General features: G+C 28.4%; 19 protein-coding genes and 1 riboswitch. Of the genes, 17 read left to right on the top strand and 2 right to left on the bottom strand.

The features are described 5' to 3' along the window. Positions 1-242: 242 nt before the first annotated feature. Together H8S10_RS13115 and H8S10_RS13110 are read left to right on the top strand one after the other, a co-directional pair. The gene (locus H8S10_RS13115) at positions 243-923 is read left to right on the top strand and encodes a hypothetical protein (RefSeq protein WP_186839187.1); all 681 of its coding nucleotides are present in this window, start codon (positions 243-245) and stop codon (positions 921-923) included. 6 nt (positions 924-929) lie between these two features. After that, positions 930-1,724: a DUF92 domain-containing protein gene (locus H8S10_RS13110; RefSeq protein WP_186839186.1), complete on the top strand. Its 795-nt coding sequence runs from the start codon at positions 930-932 to the stop codon at positions 1,722-1,724. 110 nt (positions 1,725-1,834) lie between these two features. Here H8S10_RS13110 and H8S10_RS13105 read toward each other — a convergent pair whose 3' ends face one another. Further along, positions 1,835-2,011, bottom strand: coding sequence for a hypothetical protein (locus H8S10_RS13105; RefSeq protein ID WP_156334258.1), 177 nt, complete (start codon positions 2,009-2,011; stop codon positions 1,835-1,837). A gap of 220 nt (positions 2,012-2,231) precedes the next feature. Between H8S10_RS13105 and H8S10_RS13100 the strand changes: the two genes are divergently transcribed. Then, a complete protein-coding gene (locus H8S10_RS13100) occupies positions 2,232-3,392 on the top strand; it encodes an MFS transporter (RefSeq protein ID WP_186839185.1) in 1,161 nt (386 codons plus the stop codon). A gap of 208 nt (positions 3,393-3,600) precedes the next feature. Here the strand turns inward: H8S10_RS13100 and H8S10_RS13095 are convergent, their stop codons facing one another. Continuing rightward, on the bottom strand, positions 3,601-4,590 hold the full coding sequence (locus H8S10_RS13095; RefSeq protein ID WP_055264873.1) for a M28 family metallopeptidase: 990 nt from the start codon (positions 4,588-4,590) through the stop codon (positions 3,601-3,603). 178 nt (positions 4,591-4,768) lie between these two features. Here H8S10_RS13095 and H8S10_RS13090 point away from each other — a divergent pair, with 178 nt between their 5' ends. The 14 genes from H8S10_RS13090 (at position 4,769) to H8S10_RS13025 (ending at position 19,871) form a co-directional block, all read left to right on the top strand. Continuing rightward, positions 4,769-5,350: a histidine phosphatase family protein gene (locus H8S10_RS13090; RefSeq protein WP_186839184.1), complete on the top strand. Its 582-nt coding sequence runs from the start codon at positions 4,769-4,771 to the stop codon at positions 5,348-5,350. 11 nt (positions 5,351-5,361) lie between these two features. Then, the gene (gene cobU, locus H8S10_RS13085; RefSeq protein ID WP_055264877.1) at positions 5,362-5,910 is read left to right on the top strand and encodes a bifunctional adenosylcobinamide kinase/adenosylcobinamide-phosphate guanylyltransferase; all 549 of its coding nucleotides are present in this window, start codon (positions 5,362-5,364) and stop codon (positions 5,908-5,910) included. A gap of 1 nt (position 5,911) precedes the next feature. Beyond that, a complete protein-coding gene (gene cobS / locus H8S10_RS13080) occupies positions 5,912-6,661 on the top strand; it encodes an adenosylcobinamide-GDP ribazoletransferase (RefSeq protein ID WP_186839183.1) in 750 nt (249 codons plus the stop codon). A gap of 53 nt (positions 6,662-6,714) precedes the next feature. After that, a riboswitch (cobalamin riboswitch) is annotated at positions 6,715-6,899 on the top strand. Between the two features lie 252 nt (positions 6,900-7,151). Beyond that, positions 7,152-8,633, top strand: coding sequence for a cobyric acid synthase (locus tag H8S10_RS13075; RefSeq protein WP_186839182.1), 1,482 nt, complete (start codon positions 7,152-7,154; stop codon positions 8,631-8,633). Continuing rightward, the gene (cbiB, locus tag H8S10_RS13070; protein WP_186839181.1) at positions 8,630-9,598 is read left to right on the top strand and encodes an adenosylcobinamide-phosphate synthase CbiB; all 969 of its coding nucleotides are present in this window, start codon (positions 8,630-8,632) and stop codon (positions 9,596-9,598) included. Before H8S10_RS13075 ends, cbiB begins: the two co-directional genes overlap by 4 nt. Beyond that, the gene (locus tag H8S10_RS13065) at positions 9,595-10,677 is read left to right on the top strand and encodes a histidinol-phosphate transaminase (protein WP_055264885.1); all 1,083 of its coding nucleotides are present in this window, start codon (positions 9,595-9,597) and stop codon (positions 10,675-10,677) included. Before cbiB ends, H8S10_RS13065 begins: the two co-directional genes overlap by 4 nt. Beyond that, the gene (gene cobT / locus H8S10_RS13060; RefSeq protein ID WP_186839180.1) at positions 10,678-11,784 is read left to right on the top strand and encodes a nicotinate-nucleotide--dimethylbenzimidazole phosphoribosyltransferase; all 1,107 of its coding nucleotides are present in this window, start codon (positions 10,678-10,680) and stop codon (positions 11,782-11,784) included. Beyond that, on the top strand, positions 11,768-12,709 hold the full coding sequence (locus H8S10_RS13055; protein WP_055264889.1) for an ABC transporter substrate-binding protein: 942 nt from the start codon (positions 11,768-11,770) through the stop codon (positions 12,707-12,709). The genes cobT and H8S10_RS13055 overlap by 17 nt, the downstream gene beginning before the upstream one ends. 21 nt (positions 12,710-12,730) lie before the next feature. Then, positions 12,731-13,771: an iron ABC transporter permease gene (locus tag H8S10_RS13050; protein WP_186839179.1), complete on the top strand. Its 1,041-nt coding sequence runs from the start codon at positions 12,731-12,733 to the stop codon at positions 13,769-13,771. A gap of 6 nt (positions 13,772-13,777) precedes the next feature. After that, entirely contained in the window at positions 13,778-14,545 is a 768-nt protein-coding gene (locus H8S10_RS13045) for an ABC transporter ATP-binding protein (protein WP_055264893.1), read from the top strand. 126 nt (positions 14,546-14,671) lie between these two features. Continuing rightward, positions 14,672-15,499: a hypothetical protein gene (locus tag H8S10_RS13040; protein ID WP_055264895.1), complete on the top strand. Its 828-nt coding sequence runs from the start codon at positions 14,672-14,674 to the stop codon at positions 15,497-15,499. A 184-nt stretch (positions 15,500-15,683) separates the two neighbouring features. After that, positions 15,684-16,625, top strand: coding sequence for a ribonuclease Z (locus H8S10_RS13035; protein WP_055264897.1), 942 nt, complete (start codon positions 15,684-15,686; stop codon positions 16,623-16,625). Positions 16,626-16,714: 89 nt separating this feature from the next. Further along, positions 16,715-17,986 (top strand): 4Fe-4S dicluster-binding protein, encoded by a 1,272-nt coding sequence (locus tag H8S10_RS13030; protein WP_055264899.1) that lies wholly within the window; start codon positions 16,715-16,717, stop codon positions 17,984-17,986. 208 nt (positions 17,987-18,194) lie between these two features. After that, the gene (locus H8S10_RS13025; protein ID WP_055264901.1) at positions 18,195-19,871 is read left to right on the top strand and encodes a GH3 auxin-responsive promoter family protein; all 1,677 of its coding nucleotides are present in this window, start codon (positions 18,195-18,197) and stop codon (positions 19,869-19,871) included. Positions 19,872-19,889 lie beyond the last annotated feature (18 nt).

Raw genomic sequence — 19,889 nt, 5'->3', positions numbered from 1 at the left:
AATGCAAATCCTATTTGTTACATAGGAATCACATTTTTTGTGAAGTTTTTCATATTATTACTATGCGCAAAAAAGGAAGTTCAAATTCGAACTTCCTTTTCTTTATCGGCAAATATCAAATTTTTTTTGATACAGCCCCTTTTTATTTAATTAGGAAAAGTACTAATAAATAATATTTTTATACAATTAGATATACTTATAATGTATAATGAAAAATAGAAAATTAATTTAAGGAGAAAATTATGGATACTAATATATTAGGAATTATAATATCTTTTATATTTGTCTTAAGTATTATAGGGATATCTACTATATTGACTAAAAAGAGAATAATATCTGGTGAGGCAAGTAGAAAGTTTATACATATAGGTGTATGTAATTGGTGGATAATAGCTATGATTTATTTTGATAATAGGTATTATGCAGCTATCGTTCCAGCTTTATTTGTAATTATAAATTACATATCTTATAAATATAAAGTTATTGAAGCAATGGAAAGAGATGGAGGAAAAAAAGATTTAGGAACTGTTTATTATGCTATCTCTTTATTAATACTAGCTTTACTTACTCTTGGTGACAGTGGTAAAGGATATATTGGTGCATTAGGTATACTAACTATGGGATATGGAGATGGATTCGCAGCAGTTGTAGGTACTTTTAAAGGAACTAAATATATTCCTATAGGTAGAAATTTAAAATCTAAAGAAGGAACACTTACTATGTTGGTAGCTACTTTTGCGGTAATAACTTTAATATTAGGTGTTTGTACAGATATATCAATCACAGGAGTTATTTTATATGCAGTGGTATTATCTGTAGTAGCTACATTGCTTGAGCTATTCACACCACATGGGTTAGATAACTTATCCGTACCTCTAGGGATTTCACTTATTTACTACATAATTTCTATTTTTATGGGGTGATATAAGTTGGAAATAATTATTGGATTAATAAGTTCTACTATAATTGCTTTAGTAGCATATAAGAAGAAATCTTTAAATAAAAGTGGAATGATAGCAGCTATAATATTGGGAACCGCTATATTTAGTTTAGGTGGAAGTATTCCATTTACTCTTATGTTAGTATTTTTCATTTCATCATCTATTATTTCAAAGATAGGTAAGAATAAGAAAAAAGGTTTAGACAAGATACATGAAAAAAGTGATGCAAGAGATTTTGTACAAGTTATTGCAAATGGAGGAGTAGCTGTAATATGCTTATTTCTATTTCAGAAAACTAAAGATATTAGATTCTTTATAGCTTCAGCAGTATCTTTTGCTGCAGCAAACTCAGATACATGGGCTAGTGAAATTGGAGTGTTATCAAAAGGTAAAACTATATCGATAATTACAGGTAAAAAAATAGAAAAAGGAGTATCAGGTGGTATAAGCTTATTAGGTACAGTATCTGCTTTTCTAGGAGCGACAGTAATAGGAATAACATATACAACTATTTATATATTACTTGTAGGATATGATAAAAAGAGTTTAATAATATTATTTATAATAATAATATTAGGATTTTTAGGTTCTATAGTGGACTCTATATTAGGAATAACAATTCAAGGACAGTATATTGATGATATTGAAGGAAATATTACTGAAAAGAAATTTAATGGTAGGAAAGAGAATCGTTTAATATCAGGATTTAGATTTATCAACAATGATGTAGTTAATATTTTAAGCAACTTTATAGTTACAACCTTATCTATATTAATTTTATAATTAATAGCATTTATATAAAAAAGCATAAATAAAACATGGACTACTTAATAATGTACTCCATGTTTTATTTATTTTAAATAGAATTTTATTATGTTGTATTAAAAAGCAAATTATACTTTTTCCTTTTTTAATATATCGATAATTTCGAAAAGTCTTATCTCTAGTTTATTTATATCAGTTTCTAACCAGCCTTGATCTATAGCAGGAGCTTTACTTTTTTTATCAATAGTTCTTTGTAAATCATCTAGAATTCTAACATACTCTAAAGTTAAATCATAACAATTCATAATTAATTACTCCTTTATTTAATCTATATTTATATATAGTATTAAAGAGTGAAAAAAATGCTACAAATTTTAAAGAATATAGAAGAAATATGAAAACAAAAGATGTAAACGGTTATAATTTGTAGTTTAGAAGATTATCACTAAAAGTAAAGATAAGCATTGCAAAAATACTTGTCTACATTTATATTAGTAAATATAAAAACTTTACAAGGAGAAAAAAATGAAGAAGAAATCAGTTACTAGTTTATTAATATTAGCATTATTAATTCAGCTAGTTTTAAACATGGCACATCCTGTAACTCCAGTACTTATAAGAAGTTTAGGACTTCCTAGCATTATGTTTGGTATATTTTTTGCATCTATGTCTTTAGGAAATTTTTTCTTTTCTCCAATTTGGGGAGGGCTTTCTGATACTAAAGGAAGAGTAAAATTTCTTGTTTTAGGTTTGTTTGGATATGGAGTTAGTCAATTGGGATTTGGATTTGCAACTAATCCAATTCTTATAGTTATATTTAGAATACTTGGAGGAGCATTTGTTACTAGTTATTTGACGGTATCACTAGCTTATTTAACTGATATAACTACAAAAGATAACAGATTAAAAATTATGTCTTACTATGCAGCTGTAACAACTATAGGAGGATCATTAGGATCTCTTTTAGGAGGAATACTAGGCAATACAAATTATAAAGTAACTTTTGTGTGGCAATTTATTTTAGCAGTAATATTAAGTTTAGCATTATATCTTGTATTAGAAGAAACTATTCAGAAAAAGAAAATTAAAGCAAATATTAAACTAAATACTTTTTCATTTAGTAAGTATAAAGACCTATTAAATAAAAACTTATTAGTTGTTATGATTCTTATTATGATGTTCTTTTTCTCATCAACAAGCTATAACTCATCAATAAACTATTATATTGAATCAATATTAAATTTACCACCTACTTTTAATGGTGTTTTCTTATCAATTGCTGGAATGGTTGGATTCTTAGCTAATATCATAATTACACCTATTATAGGTAAAAAGTTTACTAAAGAAGTTAGCTTTAAATACATAACATTGATTTTAACATTAAGTATGATGCTAGTTGGTTTATCCAAAAACTTAGTAATATTCTTTGGTGCAATAATATTATTTGTAGCAGTTGCAAGTGTTTATGTACCAGTACAACAAAATATAGTTTCAACATTAGCAAAAGAAAATTACGGAACACTAATGGGATTACAAAATTCAGCTAAGGCTGTAGGCATGGTAATTGGGTCATTATTTGCAGGTGCAATTTTTGATTTTGGAGAAAAGCTTCCGTTTATAGCATCAGCAATAATGTTACTTATTGGATTTGTAATTCTTATGAAAGTAAAGATAGAAGTTGAATAAAAGTGCGAAGCACTTTGGTGAAAAGTTTGAATTCGTCAAAAGTGAAAAATCAGGTGAAGCTGGGGAGAAAAGATAACTGCCGTGACGGTGAAAGGATTGCCTATGGCAATTGGAGAAAGTGTGTATATGCTACTAATTTCCTTACTACGTTAGTAGCATTTTCACCTCCATGCAGTCTACTTTTCACCTGAGAGCCTTAGCCTGAACTTTATTTATTAAAGGTATTTCCATTATTAGCCATTAAAAATTTAGATAAAGCATCACTAAGCTTTTCTAAATCACTATAGTCAATATTTTCTAAGTTATCTTTATTAGTATGAACTACATCCATTATTGTAGAATCTCCTAAAACTAAAGAAGGTGCTCCATATTGACGTATAACTATATGATCGCTAGTTCCATAACGCACACCATTTTTTGTAGCGTATAAAGAATCATCATAGATAACATTTTCTTTATCAAAGATTTCTTTCATAGCTTTATATAACTCTTCAGAGTTTGGATCATCGTTGCCCATTGATAATGTGTTACAATTCTTTTGAGCTACACAGTCAATATTAATATTATAGCTTTCTGAGTAAGTCTTATAGTATTTATTAAAGAAGTTTTGGCTACCTAAAAGTCCAAGCTCTTCAGCATTAAATGCAACAAAAACTACGTCCATATCTAATGGGGTTTTATCAGTTAATTCTTTAACTTTATGAGCAGTTTCAAGAAGGACAGCGATTCCTGAAGCATTGTCTATAGCACCATTTAGTGGATTATTATTAGCATCGTTAACATGATCAAGGTGAGCAGTAATATATACTGCTTTAGAACTATCAGTACCCTTAATAACTGCTGCAACGTTATTAGTATTCTCACTTAAGGAAATTACTCCATCTTTGTTAGAAATGTAATAGTTATTATCGAAAGGAGAAATATTTAAATTTTTAAAGTAATCTTTTATATATTCTTGAGCTCTTTCATTTTCTTTAGTTCCTACAACTCTTCCTAAATAAGCTTCAGAACATAAATCATTCATTATTTTTTCAACGTGGCCGTCAGTATCTATTTTGTATTGGAAGTTACTCCAATCACTAGTTTGTTCTAATAATGTATCAGAAGTTGCATCAGGTCTTGTGCTTGCTGCTTTATCACCACAAGAAACTAGTGAAAAAATCAATAATATTGATAGTAGTCTATTTAGAGTTTTCATAATACACCTCTCATTTATAAAAATTGGTAATTAATTAATTTTAACATATTAAAAAGTTCTAATAAAAGTATTATTGGTAATTAGAAGAAATTAATACATAAATATCTTAATTGATTTAATAGATATGTTAATATAAAATTAAATTGAAATTTCTAGTATAGGTATTAAAAGGTGAAAAATGAATATTTATTTAGTTAGGCATGGTACTACGAAGAGTAATGAAGAAAAAAGGTATTATGGAGCTTATGATAGTGAATTATCAATAAGAGGAATGGAAGAAGCTAAGATTTTAAGAGAAAAACTTAAGGAAATTAAATTTGATAGAATTTATGTTAGTTCAAAAAAGAGAAGTAGTGAAACTGCAAAGATTATATTTGGAGCAGATGTTAAATATGAAGTAGATGCAAGATTAGATGAAAGAAACTTTGGAATATTTGAGAATAAGACATATGATGAAATCTGTAAAGAGTATAGTGAGGAAGTTAGAGCATGGGAAGAAGATTGGAAAAATTATAAAATTCCTATGGGAGAAAGTGCGATGGAAAGCTACTTAAGAGCCGAGGATGTTTTAAAAGATATTGAAAGTAAAAGGTTTGAAAATATTCTTTTAATAACTCATGGGGGATTTATAAGAAATTCTTATTGTTACATACTTAATGGGTTAGATAATTTTTGGAAATTTTCATCAAAAAATGGGGATATATCAATTGTTAAATATGAATACGGACATTGGTACATAGATTCTATAACTCATATATGAAGGGAGAAAAAATGAGCAAAATAATTTTAGTAACAGGGGGAAGTAGGAGTGGCAAAAGTTCCTATGGAGAAAGCCTTTTAAAAGAAAAAGATGATGTTGCTTATATAGCAACATCAATAATTTATGATGAAGAGATGAAGGAACGAGTTAAAAGACATAAAGAAAGTAGAAATAGGCTATGGAGCACAATTGAAGACTACAGAGAACTGTATAATAGGGTAGCTGATATAAAAGAAAAATATATAATGTTAGAATGTATTGGAACTATGATAACAAATTTAATTTTTGATAAATATACGAATGTAGATAATTTAAGCAAAGATGAGATTAATGTTTTAGAGAAAGAAATTGTTAATGAGGTATTGAAGCTTTTAGAGCAAATAAGAAGAAAAGATAAAGATGCAGTAATAATTACTAATGAAGTTGGGTTTTCATTAGTATCTGAATATAAGTTAGGTAGAATTTTTACAGATATTTTAGGAAGGGTTAATCAGATCTTAGCTAAAGAAAGCGATGAAGTATATTTAGTAGCATGTGGTTTGCCAATGAGGTTAAAGTAATATGAAAAGATATTTTGAGAATTTTTTACTTATGCTTCAAGTACTAACTAGAATTCCTATAAATAAGTCTTTGCCTTGTGAAAACACAGACTTTAAAAGAGGTGCAAACTTTTTTGCTATAGTTGGATTAGTTATAGGATTAATTCAATTTATAGTATATTCATTTTTAATAAAGTTTTTCAATTTAGATATAGCAGTAATATTTGTAATAATTATAGATATTCTTATCACTGGTGGGTTTCATATAGATGGATTCGGTGATACCTGTGATGGATTCTTTGCAACTAAAGGAAAAGATAAGATTATAGACATAATGAAAGACAGTAGGATTGGTACTTTTGCTTGTATTGGAATAATAATAAATATATTAATTAAATTTATAGGATATACAACTATATTAAATAATATAACAAGTTATATAATAATATTATTACCTATGATAAGTAGAGTAAGTATAGTATTAATAAGTTATATAGGAAAGGCTGCTAAAGAGATTGGAAGTGGAAATTTATTTATAAATACTGTGACATTTAAAGAAGTTATAATTAATTATTTATTATTTATATTAATAGCTGTTTTTATGGTGGATATAAAAAGATTATTAATTATAGTCATTATATCAAGTATTACAACTATACTATTTAATAAGTATTGTAATAGTAAAATAAATGGAATAACAGGAGATTCTTTAGGTGCAAATAATGAATTGGTAATGTTAATTTTATTAATTGTTTTAAGTTGTAATTTTTAATTTTAAATAAAAGTATTGCTAATTTATAATATCTACAATATAATGAGTGAGGAAAATTATATAGAAATTTAGGTGCCTTCGTAAAAGAAGGGTAAAAGGGAATGTAGTAAAAGCTACAACAGCCCCCGCTACTGTGATTGAGGACAAACTTTCAAACATACCACTCTAAGATTTAGGGGAAGGTGAAAGTGAGGATGATTCATAAGTCAGGAAACCTGCCTAGATGGATTCTAAGAGCTTTCGGAGGGAGAGACTACTAGGGAGAAAATTCGTTTATATTATGCTAATAAAAATATTGGCATTTTTATGTGATGAATAGAGGGTATATAGGAATAAATATACCCTTAACTATAGTAGTACACTAACCGTGTACTACTTTTTTTTCTAGAGAATTTCTAAATTAGAGGAAATTTCTACTTATATACGCTCGTAGTAGATATTTCACTTGCTAAAATAATGATTTAGAGCGTTATTTAAAGGAGGGATAAAATTGGCAAAGATAATGATACAAGGTACTGGATCATCGGTTGGTAAAAGTATATTAGTTGCGGCTTTATGTAGGATATTCACCCAAGATGGGTATAAAGTATGTCCTTATAAATCTCAAAATATGTCTTTAAATTCCTATATTACTTTAGATGGTAAAGAGATGGGAAGAGCTCAAGTATTACAGGCCTATGCATCAGGAATAGAACCCGAAGCTTATATGAATCCAATTCTTTTAAAACCAACCAGTGATAGAAAATGTCAAGTAATAGTAAATGGTAAAGTATTTCTAAATACTGATGCAAAGGGCTATTATAATTTAAAAGATGAATTTAAAGTTATGCTTAAGAATGACTTTGAAAAAATTGAAGAAAACTTTGATATTGTTGTTATGGAAGGTGCTGGTAGCCCTGCTGAAATTAACTTAAGAGAAAATGATATAGTTAATATGGGAATGGCAGAACTAGTTGATGCACCAGTAATAATTGTTGGAGATATCGATAAAGGTGGAGTGTTCGCATCTTTAGCTGGAACTTTACTTTTACTTAGTGACTCAGAAAAAGAAAGAGTTAAAGGTGTAATAATAAATAAATTTAGAGGAGATATTGATCTTCTAACACCTGGAATTGATATGCTAACTGATATTATTCATAAGCCAACACTAGGAGTTGTACCACATTTTACTTTGAACTTAGAAGATGAAGATGGATTTATGGCTTCATCTATTGAAAGAGAAGGTAGAGGAGATATAGATATAGCTGTTATTCATTTACCTCATATATCAAATTTTACGGATATTGATGCTTTAAAGGTTGAAGAGGATGTAAGTGTTAGATTTATTTCTAAGGCTAATGACTTTGGAGATCCTGATTTAGTAATCTTACCAGGTAGTAAAAATACAATAGATGATTTAATTTATTTAAGAAATTCTGGATTAGAAGAAAAATTATTAGAATACAGTAAATTAGGCAGAATACTAGGTATTTGTGGTGGATATCAGATGTTAGGAGAAGAGATATTAGATCCACATAAAGTTGAAAGTGAAAATTTAAGTGTAAAAGGAATTGGTATAATTCCGTGTATTACAAAGTTAACTACAGAAAAAACGATGACCAGATCAGAAGGTATAACTTCTTTAGGTGACAAAGTATATGGATATGAAATTCATATGGGTGAAACAATAGCCAAAGGTGAATATAATTATTTCGTAAACTTAACTAGTTCTAATGGAGAAGAAACTAGCATTAATGATGGATATATAAGTGAAGATAGAAAGATAATGGCAACATATCTTCATGGAGTATTAGATAGTAGCTCTTTTAGGGAAACTATTTTAAACGCTATTAGAAGAGAAAGAGGATTAATCGAAAAGAAGTCATCAAAATATGAAGCAATACGAGATAAAGAAATAGATAAACTAGCTTCTATTGTTAGAGAAAGTATAGATATAGATAGTATCTATAATATTATGGGGATAAAAAGATGATAGACTTTTTACTATTAAACTTAATATCCATTGGGATTGCAATTGTAGTTGATTTTATAATTGGAGATCCATATGGATTTCCACATCCAGTAATATATATGGGAAAATTCATCTCAACTTTAGAAAAGTATTTTAGAAAAAAAGCTAAGGATGATAAAGAACTAAAAAAATATGGTGGATTTATCTTTCTTATAGTTAGTTTTACTACGTATCTAATTACATTTTTAATAGTAAATTTATTTAGTTTCAATAAAATGATTTATATATTATTAAATAGCTTTTTACTTTATACAACAGTAGCAGCTAAGTGTTTAAAGATAGAAAGTGAGAAGGTTTATAAAGCATTAGATGACGTAGATATAAAAAAAGCTAGGCTTATGCTTTCATATATCGTTGGAAGAGATACGACTTATTTAGAAGAAAATGAAATAGTAAGAGCTGCGGTAGAGACTGTAGCTGAAAATACATCAGATGGTGTTATAGCTCCACTTTTCTATGGAATTATAGGAGGAGCACCTTTAGCAATGATGTATAAAGCTATAAATACTATGGATTCTATGCTTGGATATTTAACAGAAAAGTATAAATATATTGGGTATTTTCCAGCAAAGCTAGATGATATAGCTAACTTTATTCCAGCAAGGATTACAGGGGTGGCTATGTGTATTTCATCACCAATAGTTGGAGGGAATATTATAAGGGCATTTAGAATTATGATAAGAGATAGAAAAAATCATAAAAGCCCAAATTGTGCTTATCCTGAAGGAGCGGCAGCTGGAGCTATGGATATAAGATTAGGTGGAACTAATATCTATTTTGGAGAAGTAATAGAAAAGCCTACAATAGGCGATAATATAAAACCGATAAATAGAAAACATATAAAAGAATGTAATAAGCTTATGATAGTAAGTGAAATATTATTTTTTATCTTTAGCATTTGTATAGTAGGAGTAATTAACTTATGAACAAAACATTGACTAGTCATGGTGGAGATATATATACAGAAGGGTTATTAAAAGGTAAGGAGCTTATAGATTATAGCTCTAATATAAATCTTTTAGGTGTACCTAGTAGTTTTTATGAAGGTATAAAAGAAGCAACAAACTTAATAAATTATTATCCAGATATACAATATAGATCTACTAAGGAAGCTATTATTAAATATCATAAAATTTCTATAGATAATGATAATATAATTTTAGGAAATGGTGCTGCAGAGGTATTAGACTTAGCAATATCAACATTAAAAAGTATATGTATTATTGCACCATCATTTTCTGAATATGAAATTAGTGCTAAAAAATATGGATTAGAGATTAAATATAGCTATTTAAATGGTGATATGACTTATAATTATGAAGATATTTTAGATAAATTAAAGGTATGTGATGGAATAATAATAGCTAATCCTAATAATCCAAATGGAAGTAACATTGATAAAGAAAAATTTAAGTTCATTTTAAATTATTGCGAAAAGAATGGTAAAAGAATAATTATTGATGAGGCTTTTGTTGAGTTTTCAGGAGATAAAGCTAAAAGTTTTATAGACGAAGTAAATAATTACAAATCTTTAATTATTGTTAGAGCAATTACAAAATATTTTGCCTTACCAGGAATAAGGTTAGGCTGGGCAATAAGCTCTGATAAAAAAATACTTAGTAAACTTAGAGGAAAACAATTGCCTTGGAATATAAATACATTTGCTGCTTTATCCTTGAGGTATTTATTAGAAGATAGCGAGTATATAGAGAAATCTTTAAAAGTAAATATTAATGAAAAAGAATTTTTAATTCAAGAATTAAGAAAACTTAATGTAATTAATAGAGTATTTGATAGTAATAGTAATTTTGTTTTATGTAAATTAGAAAATTCAACAGATAATGAACTTTTTGAATTTGCTTTAAGCAAAGGAATACTTATTAGAAAATGTGGTAATTACAGAGGGTTAGATAGTTCTTTTATAAGATTAGCAGTAAAAAGTAGAGAAAATAATGAGATTTTATTAGATATGTTAAAATGTTTTGAGAATATTAGGAGAGACTAGATGAATTTATTAGATGATGCATTAAGTAAAATTAAACCTTTAGATCAAGAAATAATGGATAAGACATGGGAGTATTTAGATAATTTAAGTAAGCCACTTAGAAGTCTTGGAGTACTTGAAGAAATAGCTGTTAAAATATCGGGAATGACTGGTGAAGTTTTTAATAAGGTTAATAAGAAAAATATACTAATCTTTTGTGCTGATAATGGAGTTTGTGATGAAGGGGTAAGTGGATGTTCTCAAGAAGTTACAAATATAGTAACTAATAATTTACCTAATTATACAACTGGAGTTGGAATATTAGCAAAGTTTTATGGAAGTGAAATAAAAGTAATTGATGTTGGTGTAAAAGGTCAAATATCAAATTTAAATGTAGTTAATAAGAAGGTTAGAGAAGGTTCTAGAAATATGGCATTAGGAAATGCTCTTACAAGAGAAGAGGTAATTAAAGCTATAAATATAGGAATAGAATCTGTAGATATTCTTGTTAGTGAAGGATATAACCTACTAGGTACTGGAGAGATGGGAATAGGAAATACATCAACTAGTACAGCAGTTATAGCAGCTTTATTAGATTTAGATGTAGAGGATTTAGTAGGACTTGGAGCAGGTCTTACTGAAGGTGGATTAGAAAATAAAAAAAAGGTCTTAAGAAGGGCCTTAGAGTTAAATAATCCAAATAAAGATGATGTTATTGACGTATTAAGTAAAGTTGGAGGTCTTGATATTGCAAGCCTTTGCGGAAGTTTTATAGGTGCAGCAAAAAATAGAGTTCCAATAGTTATAGATGGATTAATAAGTTCAGCAGCAGCATTATGTGCATATAAGATTAATGAAACTGTTAAAGACTTTATGTTTTCATCACATAAATCTACAGAAAAAGCTATGAATGAAGTTTATAAAGAAATGAATTTAGAGCCTATGTTTGATTTAAAGATGAGATTAGGGGAAGGTAGTGGATGTCCAATTGCCTTTTCTATAATAGAGTCAGCATTAACAATTATAAAAGAAATGGATACTTTTGATAAAGCTGGCTTAGATAATGACGAAAGTAAAAATTATAAAAAGTTATATGAGGAGAGAAAAAAATATGAAAAAGACGTTTAAAAGTATTATAATGATGTTAGCTATACTAATGCTAGCTTTAGGTTTGGTAAGCTGTGGAGAAAAGAATACTATAGAAGATAATACAAGTAATGCACAAGAATCAGTTACAACATACCCGTTAACTATAACTGATACAAATGGTAATGAAGTAATTATTGAAAAAGAACCAGAAACAGTTATATCTTTAGGACCAAACGTTACTGAAATGGTTTATTCTTTAGATAAAGGTGATAAATTGGTTGGAAGAACTAAGTATTGTGATTATCCAGAGCAAGCTTTAGAAGTGCAAGAAGTAGGGACACTAACTAAGCCAAATTTAGAACTTATAGCAGAAATAAAACCAGATTTAGTTGTGGCATCTACTCACTTTACAGATGAAGCTAAAGCTAAACTTGATGAATTAGGAATTCCAACAATAGTTTTATATTCAGAAGATAGCTTTGAAGGTGTTTATAATTCAATAGAAACATTAGGGAAGATATTAAATGCCTCTCCAAAAGCAGAGGAAGTTGTCGCTGGAATGAAAGAAAAGGTAGCAGAAGTTACTAAAAAGGTAGAAGGATTAGAAGCACCAAGCATGTATTATGTAGTTGGATTTGGAGAGAAAGATTCAACAGCAGGTGGTAATACTTTTATCGGTGAAATGATTAGAATGGCTAATGGCGAAAATATTGCTGATGATTCAGAAGGATGGGGATATAGTAAAGAAAAACTTGCTGAAAAAAATCCATCAATAATAGTTTTAGCTGGTGATAATGATACAAAAGCAACTTTTGAATCAACTGATTTTTATAAAGATTTAGAGGCTGTTAAAAATGGAAAGGTTTATGAAATAGATCAAAATCTTTTAAATAGACAAGGACCAAGACTTGCTGATGGTTTAGAAGCTTTAGCTAAGATTCTTCATCCTGAAGCATTTAATTAATAAATAAAGAGGAAAAGTTTTATGAAGGATATTATTAGAAAAAATAAAGGGAAATGTTTTGTGATATTAATTATAGCTTTTGTATTTTTAACAATGATAGCAGTATCTGTAGGTTCTGCATCAATAAGTGTTAAAGATGTATTTTCTACTATTTTTACAAGGATACCCTTCATAGGTAACAAATTAGAGGGTGGGTCATTTAATACCCACGCTCTAATTATATTTAAGTTAAGAATGCCTAGAATAGTTATGGCTACTATAGTTGGGATGGGATTAGCTGTAGTTGGAGGAAGTTATCAGGCGGTCTTTAAAAATCCAATGGCAGATCCATTTATTTTAGGAATATCATCAGGAGCAGCTCTTGGAGCTACTATTTCAATACTGTTCGATTTAAAAAGTAGTTTTTTTAGTTTTAGCTTAACTACTTTATTTGCATTTATAGGTGCTATGGTCACTACATTTTTAGTTTATACTTTAGGGAGAGTTGGGAGAAGAGTTTCAACTACTAACATACTGCTTTCAGGGGTAGCAATAAGTTTCCTTATGAATGCAATGCAATCTACACTTATGATTATGAATGAGGATAAACTAGAAAGTGTAGTCTTTTGGACTATGGGAGGATTAAGCACATCAAGTTGGAAAACAATATCTATTGTGGCTCCCTGCGTTATATTAGGTGTAATATATCTTACAATGCACTCAAGAGATTTAGATATTATTCTAACTGGAGATGATACAGCTAAAAGTTTAGGTGTTGATACTAATAAGCTAGTTAGAAGAGTAATAATAGTATCATCATTTATTATTGCTGCAAGCACAGCATTTAATGGGATTATTGGATTTGTAGGATTAATTATTCCGCATATTATACGAATGATTATAGGACCGGAACACAAGTATTTTTTTCCTTTTGCAGCAGTAGGAGGAGCAATGTTTTTAGTTTTAGCTGACACAGTTGCTAGAACAGTAGCTTCACCAGCAGAATTACCAATAGGAGCAGTTACAGCTATGATTGGTGCACCATACTTTATATTCTTATTGAATAAACATAAGAAAGGATAGAATAGAATGAAATCGTTAGTACATATTGATAATATAAAATTTTCTTATGATGAAAAAGAAGTATTAAAAGGAATAACCTTAAAGTTTAATAAAGGTAAGTTCTATTCTATAATTGGTCCTAATGGATGTGGTAAGACTACATTAATTAAAAATATAAGTAGTTTGTTAGCTCCTAATAAAAGCACTATATTCATAGATAATAAAGATTTAATTTCTATGACTCCGAAGGAAATAGCGAAGATATTAGCATCAGTTCCTCAAAATATCCATATTAACTATGAATTTAAAGTATATGATGTAGTAATGATGGGAAGAGTGCCTCATAAAGGTAGATTTGAAGGATATAATAAAAAGGATAGAGAAATAGTAAAAAAGGCTATGGACAAAGCTGATATATGGAAATTCAAAGATAAATTAGTTACTGAGTTAAGTGGTGGAGAATTACAAAGAGTAGTTGCAGCAAGGGCTTTAGCACAAGATACAGATATTATTTTGTTAGATGAGCCTACATCTCATTTAGACTTACAGTATCAAATCGAGTTTTTAAAAATATTTAAAGATATATGCAATGATAAAGTTATTATCGCAGTACTTCATGACTTAAATTTAGTATCGTTGTTTAGTGATGAAATAATTATGCTAAAGGATGGAGAAGTCATTGATATTGGTGAAGCTGATAAGGTTATGACAAGAGAAAACATAAAAAAGGTATATAATATAGATGTAGAAATTTATAATGATAACAATAGGAGATATATACTTCCAATAATATAGTATTTCTGTTATTTAGATTATTATAATTTGAGATGACAAAAATATGGCTAAGGTTATATAATATGACTTTAGCTATATTTTTTATTAAAATATATGATTTACTTATAGAAGTTAAAGAGGGAAAGTATGAAGATAATTGAAAGATACCCTGGAAGTGTTGGGGAAGTAATTCAAGGGAAGTGTAATGAAATAGATATTTTGTTATCATGTCCTATAAATTTATATACGAAGATAGTATTATCAGATGAAGTTGAAAGAGAAAATGAAAGCTTTTATTTAAAGTCTTATAAATTTATAGATAATATTTTAGAAGAATGGGGATATAAAGGTAAGAAAGTAGGAGTAGCTATAAATTCAACAATTCCTAAAGGAAAAGGTTTTGCTAGTAGTACAGCAGATTTATGTGCAATTTATAATGGATTACTAAAGTTAACAGATAGAAGTTTTAATGAAGAAGAACTTATAAGACACTGTTTAAAAATAGAACCTACAGATAGCATTATATTTGATAAAGCTACAATTTTTGATTATAAAGAAGGTGCAGTTAAAGAAAAGGTTGGTAGCTATTTTAAATTTTATGTATTATGCTTTATTGGAAAAAATATTGTGGATACTGTAGAGTATAATGGTAAGAAATTAGAGCCATTAAAAGATATAAATGATTTACTTATTGACCTAAGAGAAGCATTTGAAAATAGAGATACTAAAAAATTAGCTAAGGTATCTACTGAAAGTATAATTAGAAACCAACATAGGTTAAAGTATGATATTTTAGAAGAGATACTAGAAATAAAGAAGTTAACTGGTGGACTAGGTATAATTGGAGCTCATAGTGGAGATATGTTAGGAATAATTTTTGATAGCATAGATGATGAAAAAATGAAAGAGATTGAAAAGAGTGAGATTATAGGGTATGAAAAAATCATTGTTGAAACATTAGATGCTATTAACTAAAATAGATAATGAATGATAAAATTAAATTATATGACTGTAATTTAAGAAAATAGGTATAATAATTTTACCTATATGAATAATATTAAATGTAATCATACTAGATAAACAGTTATCTAAATGTGATTATGAGGCGTTGCAAAAAGATGCAACGTCTTTTCTTATATAGGACTTAGGAGGAAATTTCATGGTAGATATTGCGATGTTAGGAACAGGTGGAGGAATGCCTATGGTTGAAAGGTATTTATCTGCAGCTCTTATAAACTTCAAGGGAAGAAAGATACTTATTGATTCAGGTGAGGGAACTCAAGTTTCTATGAGAATTCTTGGATGGGGATTTAAGAACATTGATGTAATATGTATAACTCATAGTCATGGCGATCATATTGTAGGATTACCAGGACTTTTAGCTACTATAGGAAACTCTGGAAGAGAGGAGCCAATCATAATTTTAGGGCCGAAAGGAATAAAGGATGTTATTCAAGGACTTAGAGTAATATGTCCATATTTACCATATGAACTTATAATAATTGAAAATCCATATAATATAAAATTATCAGTTAAAAAGGACAAAATTAGTTTTGAGGATAGATTTGAAGGAGATATTGTTATAAATAGTTTAGAACTAGAGCATTCATCACCATGCATTGGATATAATTTTTATATTAATAGAAAACCTAAATTTGATGTTGATAAAGCAGTGAGAAATAAAGTTCCTAAAAATCTGTGGAGTTTATTACAGAAGGAAGAGATAGCGAAAGAAAATAATATAGTATATACAAAAGATATGGTTTTAGGAGATATAAGAAAAGGAATTAAAATTAGTTATATTACAGATAGTAGACCAATAGAAAGTATAATAAGGTTTATTTCAGATAGTGATCTTTTTATATGCGAAGGAACATATGGAAGTGATGAAGATAGAGATAAAGCTATAAAAAATAAGCATATGACATTTGCTGAAGCAGCCACTTTAGCAAAAGAAGGAATGGTAAAGGAACTATTGTTAACTCATTTTAGTCCATCACTACTTCAACCATCAATGTATTTAAATAATGCTACTAATATATTTAACAATACTGTAATAGCTCATGATAGGATTATAAAAACAATAAAATTCTCTGAATGATTAGTAAGCTAGATAATATCGTAAATGTTTATATTTATGAAAATATGGCAAAATATTAATGTAATATGGTTATAAAAGGAGAAAAAAGCATGTCACATGTAGTAGGAAAATCAGCATACAAAAGTTTAGAGGAAAGACTAAATAGGTTTCCACAAGGAGCGCCAGCATCTGAAACGCTTTATAAAATACTTGAAATGCTTTTTGACAAAAGAGAAGCTGAACTTGTAGCACAACTCCCTATTAAAGCCTTTACTGCAGAAAAAGCAGCAAATATATGGGGGATGAAGGTAGTAGAAGCTACAAAAATATTAGATAAACTAGCGAGTAGAGCTATACTTTTAGATATAGAGCATGAGGGTAAAAGAACTTTTTTATTGCCACCTCCAATGGCTGGTTTTTTAGAGTTTAGTATGATGAGAACTAGAGGGGATATAGATCAAAAGCTTTTAGGAGAATTGTATTATCAATATATGAATGTTGAAGAGGACTTTATTAAAGAATTATTTTATAGTGCTGATACTAAACTTGGAAGAGTCTATGTTCAGGAAAGTGTTTTAAGCTCAGAAAATTCAGTAGAAGTTTTAGATTATGAAAGAGCATCACATATAATAAAAACAGCCACAGACATAGGAATAAGCACTTGTTATTGTAGGCATAAGATGCAACATGTTGGAAAGGCATGTGATGCACCAATGGATATATGTATGACATTTAATAATACTGCATCTTCATTAATTAAACATGAATTTGCAAGAAAAGTTGATGTATCAGAATGTTTAGAGCTTTTAGAAGTTGCATATGAAAATAACTTAGTTCAATGTGGTGAAAATGTTAGAAAAGGTGTAAACTTTATTTGCAATTGTTGTGGATGTTGTTGCGAAGCTATGGTAGCTGCAAAAAAGTTTGGAGTAATGCATCCAGTTGAAACGACCAATTATATTGCTAATATAGATAAAAATTCTTGTGTGAATTGTGGTAAATGTATTAAAGCATGTCCTGTAGGTGCAATAAAGAGGGTAACGATAAATGAAGGTACTCCTATGGAAAAAGTTGTAGCAAAAGTAGATGAAGATTTGTGCTTAGGATGTGGAGTATGTGTTAGAAATTGTTTTAAAAATAGTATATGTCTAAAATCAAGAGGAAAGAGAATAATAACTCCAGCAACTTCAGTTCATAGAGTTGTACTTATGGCAATTGAAAAAGGACAATTGGCAAATTTAATTTTTGATAATAGAGCTTTAGTAAGCCATAGGGCCATGGCTGCTATATTATCATCTATACTTAAGCTTTCACCTGTAAAAAAAGCAATGGCAAGCGAACAAATGAAATCAATATATTTAGATAAATTATTAAGTATTTAATATAGTAATTATATCAATGAGAGATGTTTTACGGTATTAGTTAGTAAAATTCTTGAAAGATAAAACAGTTAAAAAATTTATAAATTTTTATAAGAAGCCAGGGAAAAACCTGGCTTTATTTGTATATAGATTAATATAGCGAAGTAGCATATATTCGACAAAAAACATATATTATTTACGGAAATGTAATAATAGGAAGAATTTATCTATGAGTATACTAAGTAAATTATTGTATTGTAGTATAATTACTACAGGTGGAATTGTTGAGAATAAGTTTAATAGAGAAACAAAAAATGCTGAGAATGTAAACAAGGAAATATTATTAAAAATATTGAAGAGAAATGCTAAAAGTGAAATAGGTATAAAATATGATTTTCAAAATGTAAAATCAATAGAAGATTATATAAGACAAGTTCCTTTAAGTAATTATCTTGATTATGAAAACTATATAGATAGAATGGCAAATGGAGAGAAAAATATCTTGGTTTCTGAGGAGGTAGAGTATTTTGGACATACATCAGGAACTACAGGAAAACAAAAACTAATTCCAGTTACTAAAAGTGGAAGAATGGCAGCATCAAAATATATGGCGATTCTTTCACAAAGGTTTGTATATAATAACTTTAGGGAAAGCTTTAAATATGGGAAAGGGCTTATGTTTGCAGATACAGTTACTACAACATACACTAAGTCAGGAATACCAATATGCTCAGCAACTTCAGGTGGAATGAAGAAAATTAAGGGCTTAATACCATATATGTATACATCACCTTATGAAGTTATGGAGGTTAAAGATAAAGAGGCACAGATGTATTTACATTTGTTATTTGCATTAAAAGAAAGAAAGTTATCTTATATAACTAGCGTATTTATATCAAATGTTTTGGACTTATTAAGGTTTTTAGAAGAGAAAATAGATTTATTAGTTATGGATATTAGAAAAGGGAGAATAAATAAGAGCTTAAATATAGATGATATCACAAGAGAAAAACTAAAAAAATATATTAAACCAGATGCTGCCAGAGCTGATAAAATAGATATTGAAAGAAAAAGAGGTTTTAAAGGGATATGTAAAAGAATATGGCCTGAAATAACTTATATTGCTTGTGTAGCTGGAGCTAACTTTTCTATATATGATGAAAGAGTTAATTATTATACAGGTAATTTGCCAATATATTCTACAGCTTATGCAGCAACGGAAGCTACAATGGGAATTAATCCGTATATTGATAAGATAAGGTACGTAATTATTCCTGATACAGTATTTTATGAATTTATTTCTGTTAAAGATGAAAATAAAGAAATTGATAAGACGTATAGATTGAATGAGCTTAAATTAGGAGAAAAATATGAGATTGTTATAACTAATCAAGCAGGTTTGTATAGGTACAAGCTTGGAGATGTAATTAAGGTTGTTGGAAATTATAATAATTGTCCAGAGATAGAGTTTTTATATAGAAAAAATCAAGTTCTAAATATGGTTTCAGAGAAGACTACAGAAGAACATTTAACTATATCTATACAAAATACTGTAAAAAAGTTGAATTTATCTTTGGTAGATTATACTACGATTGAAGATACAACTATAAGTCCTGGTAGATATATATTTTATTTTGAGTTTAAAGATGATATATCAAGAAGAAATATGATAGAGTTTGAAAATGTTTTAGATAAAGAGTTACAAAGAGCTAACTTAGCTTATGGTAGATTTAGAAACAATAATAGATTAGCTAAAGTAAAAGTAAAGGTAGTAAATGGTGGAACATTTAATATAATTAAAGAATCTTTGATAAAGAAAGGTATATCAAAAAATCAAATTAAAATGCCACGAGTAATAAATGATAAGAAAGAAATATTGAAAATTTTGATGTCTAAAACTATTTAAAGGGTACGTAAGTGCCCT

This window comes from Clostridium sp. NSJ-49 (assembly GCF_014287725.1).
Classification (GTDB): domain Bacteria; phylum Bacillota; class Clostridia; order Clostridiales; family Clostridiaceae; genus Clostridium; species Clostridium disporicum_B.
This window is presented reverse-complemented; position numbering and strand designations above follow the sequence as displayed.

What these genes read in the sequence shown, in the direction of transcription:
- cobU (WP_055264877.1), top strand. Translation starts at nt 5,362, where the DNA reads ATGAGCAAAATAATTTTAGTAACAGGGGGAAGTAGGAGTGGCAAAAGT.
- H8S10_RS13050 (WP_186839179.1), top strand. Translation starts at nt 12,731, where the DNA reads ATGAAGGATATTATTAGAAAAAATAAAGGGAAATGTTTTGTGATATTA.
- H8S10_RS13065 (WP_055264885.1), top strand. Translation starts at nt 9,595, where the DNA reads ATGAACAAAACATTGACTAGTCATGGTGGAGATATATATACAGAAGGG.
- H8S10_RS13095 (WP_055264873.1), bottom strand. Translation starts at nt 4,590, where the DNA reads ATGAAAACTCTAAATAGACTACTATCAATATTATTGATTTTTTCACTA.
- cbiB (WP_186839181.1), top strand. Translation starts at nt 8,630, where the DNA reads ATGATAGACTTTTTACTATTAAACTTAATATCCATTGGGATTGCAATT.
- cobT (WP_186839180.1), top strand. Translation starts at nt 10,678, where the DNA reads ATGAATTTATTAGATGATGCATTAAGTAAAATTAAACCTTTAGATCAA.
- H8S10_RS13100 (WP_186839185.1), top strand. Translation starts at nt 2,232, where the DNA reads ATGAAGAAGAAATCAGTTACTAGTTTATTAATATTAGCATTATTAATT.
- H8S10_RS13040 (WP_055264895.1), top strand. Translation starts at nt 14,672, where the DNA reads ATGAAGATAATTGAAAGATACCCTGGAAGTGTTGGGGAAGTAATTCAA.
- H8S10_RS13045 (WP_055264893.1), top strand. Translation starts at nt 13,778, where the DNA reads ATGAAATCGTTAGTACATATTGATAATATAAAATTTTCTTATGATGAA.
- H8S10_RS13055 (WP_055264889.1), top strand. Translation starts at nt 11,768, where the DNA reads ATGAAAAAGACGTTTAAAAGTATTATAATGATGTTAGCTATACTAATG.
- H8S10_RS13105 (WP_156334258.1), bottom strand. Translation starts at nt 2,011, where the DNA reads ATGAATTGTTATGATTTAACTTTAGAGTATGTTAGAATTCTAGATGAT.
- H8S10_RS13025 (WP_055264901.1), top strand. Translation starts at nt 18,195, where the DNA reads ATGAGTATACTAAGTAAATTATTGTATTGTAGTATAATTACTACAGGT.
- H8S10_RS13090 (WP_186839184.1), top strand. Translation starts at nt 4,769, where the DNA reads ATGAATATTTATTTAGTTAGGCATGGTACTACGAAGAGTAATGAAGAA.
- H8S10_RS13030 (WP_055264899.1), top strand. Translation starts at nt 16,715, where the DNA reads ATGTCACATGTAGTAGGAAAATCAGCATACAAAAGTTTAGAGGAAAGA.
- H8S10_RS13115 (WP_186839187.1), top strand. Translation starts at nt 243, where the DNA reads ATGGATACTAATATATTAGGAATTATAATATCTTTTATATTTGTCTTA.
- cobS (WP_186839183.1), top strand. Translation starts at nt 5,912, where the DNA reads ATGAAAAGATATTTTGAGAATTTTTTACTTATGCTTCAAGTACTAACT.
- H8S10_RS13035 (WP_055264897.1), top strand. Translation starts at nt 15,684, where the DNA reads ATGGTAGATATTGCGATGTTAGGAACAGGTGGAGGAATGCCTATGGTT.